The 19,217-nt window shown below is 70.4% G+C and carries 15 protein-coding genes; 2 read left to right on the forward strand and 13 right to left on the reverse strand.

Annotation, left to right across the window (positions count from 1 at the left end; all coding sequences use genetic code 11):
- Positions 1-312: 312 nt before the first annotated feature.
- The 8 genes from H0B56_RS20215 to dacB form a co-directional block, all read right to left on the reverse strand.
- Complete coding sequence (locus H0B56_RS20215) at positions 313-1,182, reverse strand: ESX secretion-associated protein EspG (protein ID WP_180894670.1); 870 nt, start codon at positions 1,180-1,182, stop codon at positions 313-315.
- Positions 1,183-1,225: 43 nt separating this feature from the next.
- Complete coding sequence (locus H0B56_RS20220; RefSeq protein WP_180894671.1) at positions 1,226-2,047, reverse strand: ESX secretion-associated protein EspG; 822 nt, start codon at positions 2,045-2,047, stop codon at positions 1,226-1,228.
- Positions 2,047-3,558 carry a hypothetical protein gene (locus tag H0B56_RS20225; RefSeq protein ID WP_180894672.1) on the reverse strand — a complete coding sequence of 504 codons (1,512 nt, stop codon included), beginning with the start codon at positions 3,556-3,558 and terminating at the stop codon, positions 2,047-2,049. Before H0B56_RS20225 ends, H0B56_RS20220 begins: the two co-directional genes overlap by 1 nt.
- A gap of 49 nt (positions 3,559-3,607) precedes the next feature.
- The gene (locus H0B56_RS20230; protein WP_089301871.1) at positions 3,608-3,973 is read right to left on the reverse strand and encodes a hypothetical protein; all 366 of its coding nucleotides are present in this window, start codon (positions 3,971-3,973) and stop codon (positions 3,608-3,610) included.
- A 152-nt stretch (positions 3,974-4,125) separates the two neighbouring features.
- Positions 4,126-4,677, reverse strand: a complete 552-nt coding sequence (gene hpt / locus H0B56_RS20235) for a hypoxanthine phosphoribosyltransferase (protein ID WP_180894673.1) — start codon at positions 4,675-4,677, stop codon at positions 4,126-4,128.
- Positions 4,678-4,690: 13 nt separating this feature from the next.
- On the reverse strand, positions 4,691-5,746 hold the full coding sequence (gene tilS / locus H0B56_RS20240; RefSeq protein WP_180894674.1) for a tRNA lysidine(34) synthetase TilS: 1,056 nt from the start codon (positions 5,744-5,746) through the stop codon (positions 4,691-4,693).
- Positions 5,736-6,956, reverse strand: coding sequence for a zinc-dependent metalloprotease (locus H0B56_RS20245; protein WP_343063974.1), 1,221 nt, complete (start codon positions 6,954-6,956; stop codon positions 5,736-5,738). The genes tilS and H0B56_RS20245 overlap by 11 nt, the downstream gene beginning before the upstream one ends.
- Complete coding sequence (gene dacB / locus H0B56_RS23340; RefSeq protein ID WP_180894675.1) at positions 6,941-8,506, reverse strand: D-alanyl-D-alanine carboxypeptidase/D-alanyl-D-alanine endopeptidase; 1,566 nt, start codon at positions 8,504-8,506, stop codon at positions 6,941-6,943. Before dacB ends, H0B56_RS20245 begins: the two co-directional genes overlap by 16 nt.
- 326 nt (positions 8,507-8,832) lie before the next feature.
- Between dacB and H0B56_RS20255 the strand changes: the two genes are divergently transcribed.
- Positions 8,833-9,345: an inorganic diphosphatase gene (locus H0B56_RS20255; RefSeq protein WP_180894676.1), complete on the forward strand. Its 513-nt coding sequence runs from the start codon at positions 8,833-8,835 to the stop codon at positions 9,343-9,345.
- A 97-nt stretch (positions 9,346-9,442) separates the two neighbouring features.
- On the opposite strand, the gene H0B56_RS20260 is transcribed toward H0B56_RS20255, so the two are convergent.
- The 4 genes from H0B56_RS20260 to H0B56_RS20275 all read right to left on the reverse strand — a co-directional run bounded on the left by H0B56_RS20260 (position 9,443) and on the right by H0B56_RS20275 (position 16,144).
- Positions 9,443-9,967, reverse strand: a complete 525-nt coding sequence (locus tag H0B56_RS20260; protein WP_180894677.1) for a gamma carbonic anhydrase family protein — start codon at positions 9,965-9,967, stop codon at positions 9,443-9,445.
- A 43-nt stretch (positions 9,968-10,010) separates the two neighbouring features.
- Positions 10,011-13,589, reverse strand: a complete 3,579-nt coding sequence (dnaE, locus tag H0B56_RS20265; RefSeq protein ID WP_180894678.1) for a DNA polymerase III subunit alpha — start codon at positions 13,587-13,589, stop codon at positions 10,011-10,013.
- 159 nt (positions 13,590-13,748) lie between these two features.
- Positions 13,749-14,513 carry a hypothetical protein gene (locus H0B56_RS20270; protein ID WP_180894679.1) on the reverse strand — a complete coding sequence of 255 codons (765 nt, stop codon included), beginning with the start codon at positions 14,511-14,513 and terminating at the stop codon, positions 13,749-13,751.
- A 203-nt stretch (positions 14,514-14,716) separates the two neighbouring features.
- The gene (locus H0B56_RS20275; RefSeq protein ID WP_180894680.1) at positions 14,717-16,144 is read right to left on the reverse strand and encodes a cytochrome P450; all 1,428 of its coding nucleotides are present in this window, start codon (positions 16,142-16,144) and stop codon (positions 14,717-14,719) included.
- A gap of 113 nt (positions 16,145-16,257) precedes the next feature.
- Here H0B56_RS20275 and H0B56_RS20280 point away from each other — a divergent pair, with 113 nt between their 5' ends.
- On the forward strand, positions 16,258-16,950 hold the full coding sequence (locus H0B56_RS20280) for a TetR family transcriptional regulator (protein ID WP_180894681.1): 693 nt from the start codon (positions 16,258-16,260) through the stop codon (positions 16,948-16,950).
- A 38-nt stretch (positions 16,951-16,988) separates the two neighbouring features.
- Here the strand turns inward: H0B56_RS20280 and H0B56_RS23555 are convergent, their stop codons facing one another.
- The gene (locus H0B56_RS23555; RefSeq protein ID WP_180894682.1) at positions 16,989-19,172 is read right to left on the reverse strand and encodes a prolyl oligopeptidase family serine peptidase; all 2,184 of its coding nucleotides are present in this window, start codon (positions 19,170-19,172) and stop codon (positions 16,989-16,991) included.
- Between the last annotated feature and the right edge of the window lie 45 nt (positions 19,173-19,217).

The raw sequence follows: 19,217 nt of genomic DNA on the forward strand, positions 1-19,217 counted from the left end.
ATCGGCCGCTGAGGCCTTGACCCTCCCTGAATTAACCTCGAGAGTTTGCGATGCCTACCGACGGGTGGGCACGGCGCGGGCACGCCACGGGGAGTAACCGCGGTGCCGGCGAGGCCGACACCGCATCATTTCAGGGTACCGCCCGGCAGTCACCCCTCCCACCGCCCCAGGCATACCCGACCAGAGGCGGCAAACCGGGAGCCGAAGGTGACCCCGCTTCCATAGAGGGAGCCCAATGTCACGTTCGGCTCCCTCCCCGGCGCCCGGTCAACGGTTGGTGGACGGGCGTTGTTCCGTACGGGTCCCGGCGACCTACCGGGTGTGACTCAGCTCGCCGGTCAGGTCCGCAAGGCGGCTCCGTAGCGTCTTCGTGTCCGCCGGGGACACGGTGACCCACTCGTGGCCGTCCGAACCGGTCCTGGTCAGGCTCAGGTAGCGGCCCGTGTCGGTGTCGAACCACGCCAGCACAGGGGAGCGGCGGCGGGAACCGAACTCGTCACGGGCGTTCGCGGCCAGCTGCCCACCTCGGATGCGCGGCTGCCCGGCCAGCCGAGCGTAGTCCTGACGCTGGTCACCGGCGGTCCGCTCGGACAGCCGGGGGTGTGAGCGGGACCGGGACTGCCGCGTGAGGCCCAACCCGAACCGGCCGGCAAGGCCCTCCTCGGGTTCGGCCGCCACGCTGGACGCGTGCGCACCCCGTGCCGGAGTAGTACGCGCGGCCTCCTCCCGCGAGATCGTGATCGAGCGCTCGGTACCGCGCCGGCACGCGGGCAACAGCTCGACGATCTCGGTCACCGCGGCGTCCGGGTAGATGGGCCGTAGTCGGATCCCCTCGGCGTCCTGCACCGCGAGCACCCCGCCTGAGCTGTCGGCCGCCGCGATAGCCGCGACCGGTCGCGCGCCGAGGTCGGGGACGAACAGCGCGTCGACGCTGTGCGGGGCACGGGCCAGCAGCGTCAGCCAGTGCTCGACGGTCGGCTCGATCCCGCCGACGTTGTCCTTGACGCCGCTGGCGCGCAACTCGTCCTCGGTGCGGAAGCGCAGCGCCACCCGCTCGTCCATCGTCGCACCGTGTGAGGCCACACGGAGCGGGTACGGCACCTCACCCAGTCCCGCGGACTCCCAGAGGAAGTCGAATGCGACCGGCGCGAAGAACCGCGCGGCGGATGTTCCCTGCGTCATACTGTTGCCCTCCCGTTCGGCCGACCGGCGGCGCGACTGCCGCCTACCCTGCCATCGCCGAGCGGCGGGCTCCTATTAACATCTCGCCGACCCGGTGGCGCAGGGTCGGCGCGTCGGCAGGGGCGATGGTGACCCAGTCACGACCGTCGCCGCCCTGGCTCACCTGCGTCATGTAGCGCCCGCCATCGGTGTCGAACCAGCTCAACACCGCCGAACGCGACTTCTCCCCGAACGAGGAGCGGCTGTTCGCGCCGATCTGGCCGCCCCGCAACCGCGACTGCGCGTGCAGCCGCGCGAGCGCCTTGCGCTCCTCATCAGTACCCGGACGTGTCGCGCCGTTGCCGCGTCCCGGCCGGGCAGCGAGCTCCGCCTCGGGCCTGCGCTGCAGGAAGTCCGCACCGGGGCCTGCCATGAGCTGCTCGACCGGTACGGTCACCGACCGCTCCTGACCGCGCTGCGCGCGCGGCAGCAGCGATACGACCGCGCTCGCCAGCCCGTCCGGGTCGACCGCATCCAGCCTCAGCCCGTCGTCGGCCTGGACGGCCAGCACCCCCTTGCCGCCCGCCGCGGCCGCCAGCGCGAGCACCACACCGGAACCGGCGTCGGGGATGAACATCGAGTCGACACTCGCGTCGGCCCGCGCGAGTACGTCCAACCGGTCGGCCAGCTCCGGGTGGAGCCTGCCGCGCTGGTCGAGCAGGCCGCGCTCGGCCAGCTCACCGAGGGTGCGCCTGCGCAGCTCGGCTCGCTCGTCCATGGTGGCCCCGTGCGAGCGCACCTCGAGCGGGTAGGGAAGCTCCCCAGCGCTGTGCGACTCCCAGAGGAAATCGAGTTCCAGTGGCGACAGCGGATCGGCCGCCTGCATCACTCTTCCTCGTCGATCATGCCGATAACGGGCGGTGTCATCGCTTCACCCGGGCCGAACAGCTCGTCGGGATCGGGCTCGATCAGGTACGACTCGTGCACGCGGTCCTCGTCGCCGCCCGCCGAGGCACCGGCCCCGCCTGCCATCCCGGCGCCACCGCCGCCCATCGGCGTACCGGCAGGCGGCACCGGTCCGCCCGCGGCGGCCTGCGCACCGTAGCCTTGCGCGCTCTGCCCCGCTGTCCCACCTGCGGGGGCCTGGTTCGCGGTGGCGCTTGTCTGCTCCGGTGCGGCGGGTGCGGTGCCGCTGTCCTCGGGCGGCTGCTGCTCTTCGGACGCCTGCTGCTCCCCGGCCTGCGCGTTGTTCTCGCCGTCGGCGGGGCGCTGCTTGCTGCCCGACCGGTTGGCCTTGGCCATGGCCTTGGCACCGCCGACACCCACACCGGCCGCGAGCGCGGCCGCACCTGCCGTCACGCCGGCACCCGGCCCGCCCGAGCCGGACACCGGAGCGTTCCCGGAGGTCGTGACCGGGCCCGCCGGACCGGCCGTCCCGGGTGAGGGCGGCGCGGTCTGCACGGGCGCCTGCTGGTGCCCCGCCGCAGTACCGCCGGCGGCGACCACACCGCGCGCGGGCACGGGCTCCTGCGCGGCTGCACCGGTGGTTCCCAGCGCCGCGGCACCGCCGCCCGCGCCGATACCGACCCCGGTGCCGTACCCGCCGATCCCCGCGCCGCCGGAACCGCCGCTGTCGACCACCGGCCGCAGCGCGAGCGACTCCGGCCCGAAACTGGGGGTCCTGTCGTCGGTCTGCTGCAACGCGGCCGTGTAGGCGTTGCAGTACGCGATCTGCTGTTCCTTCACGTCGCGGGCGGCGTCCGACTGCGCCTTGAGGTCGGCAGTCATCGCCTCCGGCCCGCCTTCGAGCATCGCCTGCAGCGCCTGCTCGGCGTCGAACTCCCGCGGCGGCGGCATCTTCTTGACCTCGGCGGCTGCCGCGGCCTGTTCGGTCATCCGCGCCCCCATCGCGCGTGCCGCCTCACCGGCCGACTCGCTGGACCGCGCGATCGCGGCCAGCGTCCCCTGCGCGGCACCGGATGCCTGCCCGATCCAGGCGTGCCCCAGCTGGCTGATCGCCTCGAACAGGCCGTTGGCGACGTCGCTGAGCGCCGTACCGTGATTCGACCACGCCTGCCCGGTCGCGTCGACCATCCCGGGGTCGTTGCGCATGGTCGCGCCGTTGTAGAGCTGGGTGCTGTCCCGGCTCGCCCAGTTCGGCGGGTTCGTGATCGCCCGGTCGTCACCGAACATGAAACCCTGGTCACCCGCGCGCAGCGCCGCGACAAGCTCCTCGTGCCTGCCGTCGGAACCGGTGAGCGGGCCGGAGCCTGCCCCGCCGCCGGAAGCGGTCTCGCCGCCAGCGCCTTCCTGGCCGGTCGAGTCTCCTTCCGGCTGGTCGGCCTGGCCACCACCATCCTCGGACCCGGCTGCTACCTCGGTGTTCTCGGGATCCATGCTGCCCCCTGTCCTCGCCCGCGAATGCTTCTCTCGTGCTCGCTGATCCTTACAGCTGCCTGTCCAGCTCGGCCGCCGTGTTGGCTTCCATCTCCTCGTAGTTGCGTATCGCGGAGTTGATCGCGCTCTCCACCTGCTCGTACTGCGCACGCAGGTTGCGCAGGGCCTGCAGGTAGGAGTCGCCGTGCCCACCCGCGCGGTCGGCGTACTTCGCGGCCATCGCGTCGCCGACGGGATTGGCCCCCAGCTGTGGTGCCACGCCGACATCCGACGCCTTGGTGATGAGGTCATCCACCGCGTCCTTACCGGACCGGATCTTCTTCAGTACAGCCTGCGCGGCGTCCGGGTCGAGCCCGATCTCCCCCGTCGCGGCGGCCTCCATGAACGCTGCGGTGTCCATACCGCTGTAGGACATTGTCACTCTCCCCTGGTCCACCGGCCACACTGCGCGGCCACGGCTGCCGTCACCCAGGCTAACGCAATCTCGTGGTCGCTATGACGCGTTCCGGAAGAAAATGGTTCCAAGGGGATACTCCACGACCTTCGCGCCGTCCGCGCGCGGGGCCCTCACGCCTCGTACACGTGCGGAGCCAAGGTGGCGATGTAGGGCAGGTCCCGGTAACGCTCGCCGTAGTCGAGCCCGTAGCCGACGACGAACTCGTTGGGGATGTCGAACCCGACGTAGGAGACCGGAACGTCCACCTTCACCGCCTCCGGCTTGCGCAGCAGCGAGCACACGGCAAGCGAGGCGGGGTTGCGCGTGGCGAGGTTGCGCATCAGCCAGGACAGCGTGAGTCCCGAGTCGACGATGTCCTCGACGATCAGCACGTGCCGGCCGGTGATATCGCGGTCGAGGTCCTTGAGTATCCGCACCACCCCGGACGACGTCGTCGCCGATCCGTACGAGGACACGGCCATGAACTCCAGCTGGGACGGGACAGGCAGGGCCCGCGCGAGGTCGGTCATGAACATCACCGCGCCTTTGAGGACGCCGACGAGAATGAGGTCGTCCTCGCTGCCCTCCGGGTAGTCCGCTGCGACAAGCTTGGCCAGCTCCGCGGTCTTGTCCTGGATGTCTTGCTCGGTGATGAGCACGGAGGCGATGTCGCCGGAGTACACGGTCGGTTCCCCTCTAGTCGGGTTCTTGCTGTCGGTCGGTGACGCTTCCGGACACGAAGTGCTGCACACGAAGCGTCCCATGCGATCGGCTCGCCACCAAGTTCCCTGGTAGCCACACGCCGCCCTGGCCACGCCATGCGGATACCAGCGCGTCGACGGAGCGCAGGTGCCCGTCGGACAGGTCGCGGGCACCGGCAGCGTGCAGCCAGTGCCGGATCGCCCGCCTGCGTAGCGCCGCGCGCGCTGTGCCGAGCGTCTCGGCGTCGAGCCCGTCCGCGACGTCGCCGGTGCCCGGATCGCCGTGGCCGGGCACCCGGGCCTTGGCATAGAGGTCCCCGGCCAGCTCGTCGAGCACGACGAGGTCCTCGCGGAGCTGCGCCGCGGTGCGCGCCAGCGCCCCGGCGACCCCGTCCTGCAGCACGTCCTCCAGCAGGGGGAACACCTCGGTACGCAGCCGCGACCTGGTGAAGCGCGGGTCCGCGTTGTGCGGGTCGTGCCACGGGCGCACGCCCAGCTCGGCACAGGCCAGCTGGGTGTCGGAGCGGGGCAGGTCGAGCAGCGGTCGCGCCCACGGCGGATCCAGCGGCCGCATCCCGGCGATCGAGCGCGGCCCGGACCCGCGGCCCAGCCCCAGCAGCACCGTCTCGGCCTGGTCGTCCCGGGTGTGACCGAGCAGCACGAGCGCGCCGTCCTCCGGCATCGCCGCGCGCAGCGCCGCGTACCGCGCCTGGCGCGCCGCCGCTTCCGGACCACCCGCTCCGTGCACGTCCACCGGCAGCACCCGTGTCTCGGCCACGCCGAGCGAGCGGGCCGTCTCGGCTGCCCACGCGGCGGTGGCTGCCGAACCGTCCTGCATGCGGTGGTCGACGACGAGCCCGCGGGTGGCCATACCCAGCCGCGCGCAGCAGTATGCCGCCGCGTCGGCCAGCGCGAGGGAGTCCGCGCCGCCGGAGATCGCCACCCCGACGACACCGGCGCGCCTGTGCGGGGCGCATTCCGGTGCGCCGAGCAGGTCACGCACGGCCGAGCGCACCCGCAGCCCCGCGGGTCCGACCGTGTTACCGGTCATCGCCGGTGTGCACCCTGTGCAGCCACGCATCCGGATCGGTGATCTCCTCGCGCGTCGGCAGGTACTCCGGTGCCTGCCACACCTGGTTGAACCCGGTCATCCCGACACGGTCGATCACGTGCCGGACGAACGCCGCGCCCTGCTCGTACTGCTTGATCTTGGCGTCGATACCCAGCAGGCTGCGCAGGAACCGGTCGATCAGGCTGCCGCCCTTGCGGCGTTCGGTGAACTTGCGCCTGATCTCCTCGACACTCGGCACCACCCGCGGTCCCACCGCGTCCATGACGTAGTCCGCGTGCCCCTCGAGCAGCGTGGCCAACGCGATCAGCCGGTCGAACGCGCGGCGCTGCTCGGGCGACTGCAGCGCCTCGGCCATCCCCAGCGCACCCGGCCGGTGGTTCCTGGCCTCCCTGAGCACCTCGGGGAGCCTGCTCAGCGAGCCTGCCGCGGTGTCGTCCATGGCATTGATGAACCGGTCGACCTCGGTGGCGAAGTACTCGCGCAGCCAGCTCACCGCGGTGAACTGCAGACGGTGGGTGCACTCGTGCAGGCAGACCCACATGCGGAAGTCGTCACCCGGGACGTCCATGGCACGCTCTGCCTGGAGCACGTTCGGCGCGACGAGCAGCAACCTGCCCTCGCCGGGCTCGCCCGCATCGCCTGCCCCGCCGAACGGGTCGTACTGGCCGAGCACCTTCGACCCGAGGAACGCGAGAGCGAGCCCGGTCTGCACGCCGGCACCACCCGCCATCAACGGGCGGAACAGGTTGCGCCCCGCCGTGCCCGGCGAGTCGTCTCCCTCGCCGGAGGAGTCCCCGCCCGCACCCCGCGTCGTCAGCACGCGCAGCCCCGCGGCAGCTGCCTCGACCCACCCGCGCCGGTCGACCACCGTTCCCGGCAGCAGCGGAAGGTCCGTGCCGAGGCCGGTCAGTTCCCGGACGTGCCGCTCCGCCCCCACCGACAGGTCGGAAAGCTGGGTAACGACACGGTCGGCGTCGCCACGCGGCACGCTCGGCCCGCTGCCGACAAGGCGCACCCCGGTAGCCGTCGCGACCGACCAGTCGACAGGGACACGCCCACCGGACTCGCTGCGCTCGCTCCGCGTGTTCACACCCTCGACGCTACCTGCCGGGCACGCGGCCACGCTCGCCGGATCGGACCGCCCGCGCCGCGCGCCGAACGGCACCGGAAGCCTCATTCGCAGCCGCACTCGCGCAGGGTGGCGGCGATCTCATCGAGCGCGACCCTGCCCTCGCGCACCGAGGAGCCTTCGGACATCAACGCGAACACCAGCACGCGGCCTTCCTGGTCGACGACGGTGCCCGCGAGCGTGTTCACCTCGGACAGCGTGCCCGTCTTGGCGCGGACCCAGCCCCGCGCGGACTCCGCGGGCTCCTCGGCATAGCGCTCGAGCAGGGTGCCGTCACCGCCCGCGACAGGCAGGCCGTCCAGCAGCGGGCGCAGCTCGGCGACGGGACGATCACCGTCAAGCGGTCCGGCTGTCACCGCGAGAAGCTCAGCCAGCAGCCGGGCGGGTATGCGGTTGTGCTCCGAGAGCCCGCTGCCGTCGTGCAGTTCGACGCCGCTGGTGTCGAAGCCCGCGCGCTCCAGCACGTCGAGCGTCGCCTCGGCCGCGCCCTCGAACGAGGGCTCCGTGCCCTCGGAAATGGCGACCTGCCGGGCGACGGCCTCGGCGAGGAGGTTGTCCGACGCGGTCAGCATCTGGCGCAGCAGGTCGGTCAGCGGAACCGAGCGCACCTCACCGAGCACCTCCGCGCCCGGCGCGGCATCCACGACGCTGGGCTCGGCGATCTCGGCGTCCAGCCGCTCGGCGAGCGCGGTCACCAGCTCACCGGCGGGATTCTCGTGGCGCATCGGGTGATCCTCGTCCAGCTCGGTCCGCGCACCGTCCAGCATCCCCGAGACGACGGGCGCGGCGTAGGTGGAGGGCACGTCGTCGGACGACCACCCGTCGGCGGTGGTGTCGCCGGTGTAGGCGGACAGGTCGACGGCCACCGTGTCGACGTCCCCGCCCGCGGCATCGAGTACCTGCCCGGCGAGCTCGTCCAGCCGCGGCGCACCCGGGTAGAACGTGTCCTCGCCGTCCGCGGCCCGCGACAGCGTGGGATCCCCGCCGCCGACGAGCACGACATCCCCCGGCTGCTCGCCCCGCACCACCGTGGTGGACAGCCTGGTCGTACCGTCCAGCGACAGCAGGGCCGCGGCCGCGGTGAGCAGCTTCGTCGCCGAGGCCGGCGTCAGCGGGCGGTCGGCATCCTGCTCCCAGAGCACCGAGCCGGTGTACGGGTCCATCACGCTGCCGGTCAGCTCGCCGAGCACCGGGTCGGACACGGCGTCCTCGATCGCCGCGGTCACGCCGGCACCGCTCGGGCGGTGCGCGGTCGCGTCCGAGCCGAGCAGGCCGCGTTCCACCGCGGCGGGCTCGGGTGCCGGGCCGAGCGGCGCGTTCGGCGCCCACGGCAGCTCGAGGCGGTTCGACACGTCCGGCACGGCCAGTGCACCGGCGAGCGCGGCCACGACAAGCAACGCGACCGAGCCGAGGACCAGCTTCCTCCGGCGCCCGCGGGGCGGAGCGTGTTCCTCGGTCGGCCCTTCCTCGGCGGGCGCACCGATGCGTTCGGGCAGCACCTGCCCCGGCGCGGGCGGCACACCGTCGGGATACCCGCCGTCGCCCGCGGGCTGCTCGTCCTCGTCGACGGTGGGCCAGCCGTGTCCGTCCTCGCGGTCCTCGCCCGCCACGCAACTCACCCCTTGGCCGAACCCGACTGCTGACCTGACAACCGTCCTCGCCACCGAGCATAGGCAGCCCCGAGCGGCGGTGCCCGCGCCGGCTTCCACCGGGCACCACGCACGCCCGCCCCGCGCGGGCGGGGCAGGCGATCCCGAAGCGGCCGGAGTCACAGCTGACGAGCGACATCCTCTCCTCCCCGTGAGCCAGCCCATAGTCCACACTGGGAAGGCCAGTACGAGAGTTACGCACACCCGGCCGGCACCGTGGTTGCGGGTCCGCACGTCGGACGCGCCCCAGGACGTGTCGCGCCGCCCACGAGAGCAGCGAGGACGCCGTGGAGTTCGACGTCACGATCGAGATCCCCAAAGGGGCACGCAACAAGTACGAGGTTGACCACAAGACGGGCCGGATCAAGCTGGACCGCACCCTGTTCACCGCGACGCAGTACCCGGCCGACTACGGGTTCATCGACGACACACTCGGCAGGGACGGTGACCCGCTGGACGCGCTCGTCCTCGTACAGGAGCCGACGTTTCCCGGCTGCCTGATCCGCTGCCGGACGATCGGCATGTTCCGGATGACCGACGAGAAGGGCCCGGACGACAAGGTCCTCGCCGTGCCGAGCGACGACCCGCGGCTGGAGCACCTGCGCGACATCCACCACCTGAACGAGTTCCACAAGCTCGAGATCGAGCACTTCTTCCAGGTGTACAAGGACCTCGAACCTGCCAAGAGTGTCGAGGGTTCCAGCTGGGGCGGCCGCGACGAGGCCGAGACCGAGATCAAGCGCTCCCTGGAGCGCGAGGTCGAGCGCCTCGCCAACCTCGGCGACAGCGACGCCCACTAGCAACACCCCCCGAGCAGGTGGGAGCCGAATGTGACATTGGGTTCTTAGAAGGCGCCCAATGTCACATTCGGCTCCCACCCCTGGGGTGGGGTGGCAGTCACTCGTCGATGCGTTCGACGCCTGCGCGGTGGCGCTCGGCGAGCTGCTGGTAGACCTCGGCGTTGTGCTCGACCCAGACGCGTGCCGAGTCGCTCAGCGGCACGTGCTTCTTGGCGGGCGAGCCCATCGCGATCGTCTCCTCTGCGACCTCCGAGTTCGGTGTGACCACCGAGCCAGCAGCGACCAGGGCCTTCGCTCCGATCACCGACCGGTCGAGAACCGTCGAACTGTTCCCGATCAGCGCCTGCTCGCCGATGGTGCAGTCGTGCACGAGGCACATGTGCCCGACGGTGACGTTCTTCCCGATCTCACACACCCCACCGTTGAGATGCACGACCGCGTTGTCCTGGATATTGGCGCCCTCACCGACGACGATCCGGCCGAAGTCGGCGCGTAACACGGCGCCGTACCAGATCGACGCCCCCGCCTCGACCGTGACGTCGCCCACCAGGGTCGCTGTCGGCGCGACCCACGCGTCGGGGTGAACGTTCGGTCGCGATCCCTCAAAAGCAAACATCGGCATGAACGCATGCTAATCGGCGACCACACCCGGACCGCCCGCCGGCTCAGCTCGCCGCGCTGATCCCCTTGATGGCCTTGAGCTCGCCCATGAGCGTCGCGCTGGGCTCCACGGAGAAACGGTCCAGGGCGAAGATCGTCTCCCTGCTGCCGCCGAGCAGCTTGAGCCGCACCGGGGTGTCGCCCTTGTGCACCTCGAGGGTGCGTTTGAGCTCGGCGACCGCACCGGCGTCGAGCTGATCCTCCGACGCCAGCAGCACGAACGGCTGCTCCTCGTCCTCCGGGCCGATATCGGACAGGTCCAGCGGCACGAGCCCGCCGCCGAAGACGGACATCTTGTCCTCGCGCCAGTTCACCCGACCCTTGACGACCACGGCGTTGTCCTCGACCAGATCGGCCGAGTACAGCGCGTAGGCCCGCGCGAAGAACAGCACCTCCAGCGAGGCGTCCAGGTCCTCCACCGTGCAGATCGCCCACGGCTCGCCGTTCTTGTTCACCCTGCGGTCCAGACCGGTGATCAACCCGGCGACGGTGATCTCGCCCTCGCTCGGCGGGTCGTGCAGGATCGCCGCGATCGGCTTGGGCGCGTGCTTGCGCAGCACCCGTTCCGCCCCGTCGAGCGGGTGCCCCGAGACATAGAGCCCGAGCATCTCCCGTTCGTAGCCGAGCTTCTGCTTCCGCGGGTACTCGTCCTCACCGATGTCGAGGTGCGCGAGCGGCGAGGAGGACTCGGTGCTCTCCGCGCTGGAGTCCGCGCCGAACAGGTCGAACTGCCCCATGGCTTCCTGCCGCTTGAGCGGGACCACGGCATCCACAGCCTCCTCGTGGCACTGCACGAGGGACAGCCGCGTGTGGCCGAGCGAGTCGAACGCCCCGGCCTTGGCCAGCGACTCGACGACCCGCTTGTTGCACGCGACGAGGTCGCACTTGTCCATGAAGTCGGCGAACGAGGAGAACTTCCCCTTCTTCTCGCGCGTCGCGATGATCGACTCCACGACGTTGGCCCCCACGTTGCGCACCGCCCCGAGACCGAAACGGATGTCGTCACCGACGGCGGCGAACCGCTGGGCCGACTCGTTCACATCCGGCGGCAGCACCCGGATACCGAGCCTGCGGCACTCGGAGAGGTACACGGCGGACTTGTCCTTGTTGTCGCCGACCGAGGTCAGCAACGCGGCCATGTACTCGGCGGGGTAGTTCGCCTTGAGGTAGGCGGTCCAGTACGACACCAGGCCGTACCCCGCGGCGTGCGACTTGTTGAACGCGTAGCCGGCGAACGGGAGGATGGTGTCCCACAGCGCCTTGATCGCTTCCTCGCTGAAACCGCCCTCGCGCAGCGGGCTCTGCCGCATCCCCTCGGCGAAGCCCTCGAACTCCTTCTCGAGGACCTCCTGCTTCTTCTTGCCCATCGCGCGCCGGAGCACGTCCGCTCGACCCATCGAGTACCCGGCGACCTTCTGCGCGATCTGCATGATCTGCTCTTGGTAGACGATCAGACCGTAGGTGTCGCCGAGGATGTCCGACAGCGGGTCCTCCAGCTCCGGGTGGATCGGGATGACCTGCTGCCGCTTGTTCTTGCGGTCGGCGTAGTCGTTGTGCGCGTTGACACCCATCGGGCCCGGCCGGTACAGCGCCAGCACGGCGACGATGTCCTCGAAGCCGGTGGGCTGCATACGCCGCAGCAGGTCACGCATCGGGCCGCCGTCGAGCTGGAACACGCCGAGGGTGTCGCCGCGACCGAGCAGCCGGTACGACTCGGGGTCCTCCAGGCCGAGCCGGTCCAGGTCGATCTCCTCGCCCCGGTTGGCCCTGATGTTGCCGATCGCGTCCTCGATGACCGTGAGGTTGCGCAGGCCGAGGAAGTCCATTTTCAACAGACCGATGGCCTCGCAGGACGGGTAGTCCCAGCCTGTGATGACCGCGCCGTCCTCGCGCTGCCACAGCGGGATGCAGTCCATCAGCGGCTCGGACGACATGATCACGGCACAGGCGTGCACACCCGCGTTACGGATCAGCCCTTCCAGCCCCTTGGCCGTGTTGAAGATCGTGGCGACGTCCTGGTCGTTCTCCACAAGGGACCGGACTTCCGCGGCCTCGGCGTAGCGCTCGTGCTCCGGGTCGACGATCCCCTCGAGGGGGATGTCCTTGGCCATGATCGGCGGAGGAAGGGCCTTGGAGATCTTGTCGGCGAGCGCGAAACCCGGCTGTCCGAAGTGTACTCGCGCGGCGTCCTTGATGGCTGCCTTCGTCTTGATGGTGCCGAACGTGATGACCTGCGCGACCTTGTCCTCGCCGTACTTCTCGGTCGCGTAGCGCACCATCTCGCCGCGCCTGCGGTCGTCGAAATCGATGTCGATGTCGGGCATCGACTCGCGTTCCGGGTTCAGGAACCGCTCGAACAGCAGCGTCTGGGGGATGGGGTCGATGTTGGTGATCCCCATCGCGTAGGCCACGAGCGCACCGGCGGCCGACCCCCGGCCCGGCCCCACCCGGATACCCACGCTCTTGGCGTAGTTCACCAGGTCACCGACCACGAGGAAGTAGGCCGGGTAGCCCTTCTCGGCGATCACGCCGAGCTCCATCTCGGCGCGTTCCTCGTAGCCGTCGGGCACACCCTCGGGGAAGCGCCACTGCAGCCCGTTCATCACCTCGTTGTGCAGCCAGCTCGCCTCGGTGTGCCCCTCGGGCACCGAGAAGCGCGGCATCCTGTCCCGGTGGGCGTAGACGTCGGCGTAGGACTCGACACGTTCGGCGATCTCCAGGGTGGCGTCACACGCTCCGGGGACCTCGGAGTCCCAGTACTCGCGCATCTCCGCCGCGGATTTGAGGTAGTAGCCGTCCCCGTCGAACTTGAACCTGTTGGGGTCGTTGAGCGTCTTGCCTGCCTGCACGCACAGCAACGCGCTGTGCGAGTCGGCCTGGTCCTGCGTGACGTAGTGCGAGTCGTTGGTGGCCAGCGGGGTCAGTTCGAGCTTGCGGCCGATCTCGAGCAGGCCCTCGCGCACGGACTTCTCGATCGGCAGCCCGTGGTCCATCAGCTCGAGGTAGAAGTTCTCCTTGCCGAAGATGTCCCGGTAGTCCGAGGCGGCCTGCATCGCCTCGTCGAACTGGCCGAGCCGCAGGCGGGTCTGTACCTCGCCGGAGGGGCAGCCGGTTGTGGCGATGATGCCCTCGGCGTGCTCGGAGATCAGCTCGCGGTCCATCCGCGGCTTGCGGTAGTGGCCCTCCATGCTCGCCAGCGAGGACAGCGTGAACAGGTTGCGCAACCCGGTCGCGTTGGCCGCGATCATCGTCATGTGCGTGTAGGCACCGGCGCCGGAGACGTCACCGCCCTCGCCGTACTCGTCCGCGCCGCGCTGGCTGCTCTGCCCCCAGAACACCGGCTTCTTGTGGAAACGGCTCTGCGGCGCGACGTAGGCCTCGATCCCGATGATCGGCTTGACGCCGGACTTGAGGGCCTGCTGGTAGAACTCGTCGGCGCCGTACATATTGCCGTGGTCGGTCATGCCCACGGCGGGCATCTCGAGCCGGGAGGCCTCGGTGAACAGGGCGGCGATTTTCGCGGCGCCGTCGAGCATCGAGTACTCGGTGTGGACGTGCAGGTGAACGAACGAGTCCTGCGACACCGCCGGCTACCTCCCCATGGCTCGCCTCGTACGTCTCCGACCGCTCCTACCTTAGCCTCCCGGCGATCCGGGTGCGGGACGCGCCCGACGGCGCGTCCCGCACCCGTGTTCACCGCTCGCTCACCGGCCGGTAGGCGGCCCGGTCACGTACCTGCGCGCTCAGCTGTTCAGGCGCGTGCGGGCGAGGTACAGCGCGGCACCGCCGCCGATCAGCAGGAGTGCGCCGACCCAGATCAGCGAGCCGGCACCGAACCCGGTGTCGGCCAGCGGCCCGGAAGCACCGGCCGGGGTCACGTCGTCCTGCTCCTCGTCCTCGGACTCGGTCGTGGTCGACTCATCGGTGGTCGACGTCGACGACACCGGGGTGGACGAGCCCGGGGTGTCGGACTCCGTGGTCTCCGAGCTCGTGGTGGTCTCCGGCGGCTCGCTGGTCTCGGAGGTGGTGGTTTCCGTCTCGCTCGGCTCCGGCGTGTCCGAGTGCGTCGGAGTCGGCGTCGAGTCATCGAGCTCACCGCAGACGAACCAGTGGCTGATCTCCGGGATCTTCCCGCCCTTGTTCAGCGGGGCCCGCAGGTCCTCCCACGGCGCCGTCCCGGACAACTCGCGCTCGCCGGGCTCGTAGACGTTGTAGCCATCGCCGCCCTTGACGACGATCCCGGTGACGTCGGAGACGGAAGCGGCGACCGAGGTGATCGTCAGGTACTGGTCATCCGTCTCGCCGTCGTCGTACTCGACGTTGGAGAGGTCGTCGTCCTCCCCGTCGTGCACCGCGATGAGCTCACCGCCGAGGCCCACGTCCGCGCAGGTCTTGGCGTTACCGCCGCCGATGTCCGCGCGCGCGTCCTCATCGCTCGTCGCGTGGGCGGCCGAGGCCCCCAGCATCATGGCCGCGGACAGCGCGGCCGCGGTGGTCGTCGCGACCACCGCACGTCGTATCCCTGGAGGGGATAAGGGCATAGGGCTTCTCCTTCGTAATACCTGTGCGGTTGCTCCTAACCCGGGAGAGGCCGGGCACGAGCAACCGCACAGGCACGAGATGGACAGTCTGTGTCACAGGGTCCATCGATCCATCGCCCATAAGGGTTACGCCCATTCGATAACAGAGATATATCAACCCATGGAGATACTCACCGTGGCACCGCCGGATGCGGCAGCGGCTCCAGGCGAATCGGCAGCCCGTCGGTCGGGGTGGGGCCGGTGCCGTACCGCATCGGCGGCTCGTACCCGGCGGGGACGCTCCACCGGAAGCGGAGCAGCATCTGGTGCATGATCGCCTTGACCTCCATGCTGCCGAAGTGCATACCGATGCACTTGTGCACGCCCCCACCGAACGGCGCCCACGCGTAACGGTGCACCTTGTCCTCCCGGCGATGCTCGGCGAACCGCTCGGGGTCGAAGGTGTCCGGGTCCGGCCACCATTCCTCCATCCGCTGCGTCGGGTAGATCCCGGCGACCACCTTCGTCCCTGCGGGGATGTAGTGGCCAAGCAGCTCGGTGTCCGCGACGGCCTCACGGAACAGCCCGCCCACCGGCGCGTTGATGCGCATGGCCTCGGCGAAGACCATGTCCAGCGCCGGTAGCCGGTCCAGGTCCTCGTAGTCGAGCGCGGGCTTGCCCAGCTCCTGCGACTCGGCGCGAGCGCGCTCCTGCCACTCGGGGTAGCGGCCGAGGTAGTAGGCCATCATCGCCAGGGTGATCGTGCTGGTGTCGTGCGCGGCCATCAGCACGAAGATCATGTGGTTGACGATGTCCTCGTCGCTGTAGCGCTCGCCGTCCTCGCTCTCGGCCCGGCAGAGCACGCTGAACAGGTCGTCGCCGTCGCCTGCCCGCTTGGCGGGCAGCTGCCTGCGGAAGTACTCCTCGAGCACGCGCCTGCCGCGCAGCCCGCGCGCCCAGGTGCCGCCGGGCAGGTTGGCCCGCACGACCGCGTGACCGCCGTGCACGGCGTCGACGAAGGCCTTGTTGATGCGGTCGGCGTCGGCACCCACGTCATCGCCGACGAAGACGTCCGTGGCGATGTCCAGGGTGAGCTGCTTGGCCGCGGTGTAGATCGGGAACCGGTCATCGGGCTGCCAGTTCGATACGCCGCGCTCGATGCTCGGGTTCATGGCGCCCAGGTAGCCGACCAGGCGGTCCTTGGTGAAGGCCTGCTGCATGATCCGGCGATGGTGCCTGTGCTCGTCGAAGTCCATCAGCATGATGCCGCGATGGAAGAACGGGCCGATGAGGTACTCGTAGAACCCCTCGTTGGCGAACGCCTTGTCCCTGTTGATCGCCACCCTTTCCAGGGCTTCGGGGCCGTTCACAGCGACCACCTTCGTGCCGAGCAGGCCGATCCACTGCACCGGCCCGAACCGCGCGTACCGGCGGCGGAAGAACCCCAGCATGTCCGTCAGCGCGCTGATCGAGTGCCCGATGAGCGGCAGCCCGTAGTCCCCCGGCACCGGTTTGAGCCCGGATCCGGACGGTGGCTCGGCCAGCGGCCGGACCCTGCTGGGAACCCGTTCCGACACCGAACGCGCGGCGGCTTGCACCTTGCTGGTCACTCCGGTCATGGCGAGGTTCCTTTCGCGGCGCTGCGAAACGTGCCACGAGCGACGCTACCGGAATCATGTGTTTCCGTAAACGGGCGTTTCCGGAGTTGGGGTCCTGTGCCAGACTTGAGCCCGTGACGCGGGCAGCGACAGGGGTCTACCGGGGCGCCTCGGCCGAGCAGCGGCGCGCGCAGCGACGCCGCAAGCTGATGGACGCGGCGCTGGACATCATCGGGACGCAGGGCTGGTCGGCCACCACCGTGCGCGGCGTGTGCGAGCACGCGCGCGTCGGTCCCCGGTTCTTCTACGAGAGCTTCGACGACCTCGACGCGCTCGCCGCAGCCGTGCACGACGAGATCCGGGACACCGCTCTGGAGCGCGCGCTGGAGGCCGTCGCCGCGGCGCCGGACGACGTGGGCGCCAAGATCCGGGCCGGGATCGAGACCATCATCACCGACGTCACGGACGACCCGCGCCGCGCGCGCGTGGCCTTCGCCGAGGCGCACGGCAGCGTGACCCTCATGCGCAGGCGGTTCACCGCGATGCGCACCATCGCCGGGGTCATCGTGGACCAGGCCCACGAGCTGCTCGACCTGCCCTCGGGCAGTGAGCACGTGGTCCAGGCGGTCGCGCAGCTGCTCACCGGCGGCGTCACCGAGCTCGTCCTGGTGTGGATCAACGACGGCGTAGCCATCAACCGCACCGCGCTCATCGACATCAGCGTCGAGTTCACCCGCACCATGCTCGAGAACCTGACGGAGATCACCGAGAAGGTCTCGGGCGGTTCAGGCGAGGCGCCGGGCACGGCGGGCCGGTCACGGAGCTGAGCAACGCGGCCGAGGGCGGCGCGTACCCCGGAACCCTCTCAGCCCGCGGCGACGGTGCCGGTGTGGGTGCCTCGACTGTCCAGGGTGAGCGTCCGGCCGCCGGAGAAGTGCACGGTCAGTGGCCGGTCGGTGGTGATCTCGAAGCTGAACGCCTCGCGGCCGAGGCACGCCTGTCCGGCGTCGGGCTTGCCTGCCGGGTCGCCCGTCTCGATCGCCAGTGCCGCCACGTTCGCGACGGTCAGTTCCAGGTGCTGCCTGCGCTCGTGCTCGCGGGTGTCGACGACATCGATCCGCTGCCCGACCCACGGCACGGGCCGCATGCCGCTCGGCCTGGTCAGCTCGGTGACGGGCTCGCCGCGCCCGCAGCCGTAGGAGACGGCGTCGACGTCGGCATGTCCGGGCCCCGCCGGTCGGACGTCGGATACCCAGTAGGCCCCGTCCGGAACGACGCCCGCTTCCGGGGCGAAGAACCGCCGGTCGGTGCGGAAGCTGACGTGTGCGGGCTCGGACACGCGGATCCGATCGGCGCTCCACTCCACCTCTTTCGCCCAGTCGTTCAGGGTCGCGGGCGAGCTGTGGTTGGCGGTCGGGTGCAGCCACCACACCGACGGCAGGTCCAACTCCTCGAGGCGCTCGCGCACGGCAAGGGCCTGGTTGACGTGGACCAGCTCGTCGGCACCCGCGTACCACGACGCCAGCGGGACGTGTCGCAGGTTGCCGAGCAGCTCGACCGCGTTGCCTACCGCCGCGGCCTGAGATCCGTTGCCCTCGGCGGTGGTGCCGTTGAGCAGGTCGCCGGTGTAGCCGACCCACTGCATGGCTGCGGCGAACTCGTCCGGGTGCAGCGCCGCGATCCGGGTGGCTCCGTACCCGCCCATGGACGTCCCGCTGAGCGTCACGCGGTCGCCTTCGACCGGATAGTTGGCCTTGACGTCGGCGAGCACGTCCAGCACATCCCGTTCGCTGTATGAGGAGTACCAGCCACGCGGACCACGTCCGAGTGGGCTGGCGAAGACCCTGTTGCTCTCGCCGAAGGCCTCCGCGATCGGCGGTGGGTTCGCACCGCCACCCGGGTCCCACATCTGCGCCGAATGGTTCTCACCTGCCCCGTGCAGCAACAGCTGCAGCTCGTGCGGAGCGGGGTCCGCCGGCCGGTAGAAGCCGTAGGGCTGGTACTTGCCGACATGGGTGAACCCCTGCGACAGGATCGAGCGATCCTCCTCGGGCAACCAGCTACCGGGCCCCGCGACGCCGTCGTGGTCGATGCCCTCGCCGCTGCCGGGATTGTGCTCGGAGATGTAGACCCGCTGCCGTAGCTTGCCCGGCGGCACCTCATCCCGGCGCGTCACTCCCCGCTCGAGGTCGGTGACGGAGACCGTGTGCGCGAAGTCCGAGATATCGCCCTCGGCCAGCGCCGCGGCCTGCGCGTTCTCCCACCAGCCCCCGCGCTCGTCGACACCACGGAAGGCGACGTTCATCAAGGCCGGGTCAGCCACCCCGTCCACCGGCCGGGCTGTGACTGCCTGCAGGCGCCAGGTGGACCCCGGTGGGCGCTGCACCGTCGTGGTGAGCAGGTTCGAGTCGGGGTCACCCTGGTCGAGCACGATGAACGTGTCGAGCCCCGAGTTGTCGAGCGTCTCGCCGGTGAACGGGTTCGCGACCAGACCCGGCCATTGCGCACCCCGCCGCGTGGCCGGGTCGCCGTCCGTGTCGATGCCGACGACGACCTTGGCTCTGTGCGGCTCGAACATCGTGTTCAGCTCGGCGGTCACTGTCAGCGTGGTGTCGGTGACCTGCGCCCGCAACGACACCAGGTCCGCCGTGTTGTCCCGGGAGTCGGGCGGCTGACCCAAGTAGTCGGCCGCGCCGGCAGGCGAGGTGTTGCCCCAGCCGTCGTGGGTGGGGCGGACCGCCGCGTACAGGCCCTCCAGCCGATCGTCGGGCAGTCCCGCCGCGGACGCGCCGTGGTCGTCGTAGACGTAGTCGCGATACACCAGCTCGCCGCCACAGATGTCGACGGTTCCCGCCACCCATGAGCCCTGCCCGCAATCTCGCTCGCCCCTGGCCGGAGTCCCGGTTCCGGTTGCACGCTCCTCGCCGGGCCGGTCATCAGCCGCATCGCTACCGCCTGGTGCGGCCGTCGCCGCGACCGGCGTGGCGAGACCGGCGACGACAGCGACCGCTGCGGCACACGCCGCGCCGCGTCGAACCGAAGCGACCACGTCGAGACCCTCCTTGGCTGCCGTGTCAGCGGTGACGAATCACCT

The sequence above is a fragment of the Haloechinothrix aidingensis genome (assembly GCF_013450155.1).
Classification (GTDB): Bacteria; Actinomycetota; Actinomycetes; order Mycobacteriales; family Pseudonocardiaceae; genus Haloechinothrix; species Haloechinothrix aidingensis.

What these genes read in the sequence shown, in the direction of transcription:
- H0B56_RS20215 (WP_180894670.1), bottom strand. Translation starts at nt 1,182, where the DNA reads ATGACGCAGGGAACATCCGCCGCGCGGTTCTTCGCGCCGGTCGCATTC.
- H0B56_RS20220 (WP_180894671.1), bottom strand. Translation starts at nt 2,047, where the DNA reads ATGCAGGCGGCCGATCCGCTGTCGCCACTGGAACTCGATTTCCTCTGG.
- H0B56_RS20225 (WP_180894672.1), bottom strand. Translation starts at nt 3,558, where the DNA reads ATGGATCCCGAGAACACCGAGGTAGCAGCCGGGTCCGAGGATGGTGGT.
- H0B56_RS20230 (WP_089301871.1), bottom strand. Translation starts at nt 3,973, where the DNA reads ATGTCCTACAGCGGTATGGACACCGCAGCGTTCATGGAGGCCGCCGCG.
- tilS (WP_180894674.1), bottom strand. Translation starts at nt 5,746, where the DNA reads ATGACCGGTAACACGGTCGGACCCGCGGGGCTGCGGGTGCGCTCGGCC.
- H0B56_RS20260 (WP_180894677.1), bottom strand. Translation starts at nt 9,967, where the DNA reads ATGCCGATGTTTGCTTTTGAGGGATCGCGACCGAACGTTCACCCCGAC.
- H0B56_RS20275 (WP_180894680.1), bottom strand. Translation starts at nt 16,144, where the DNA reads ATGACCGGAGTGACCAGCAAGGTGCAAGCCGCCGCGCGTTCGGTGTCG.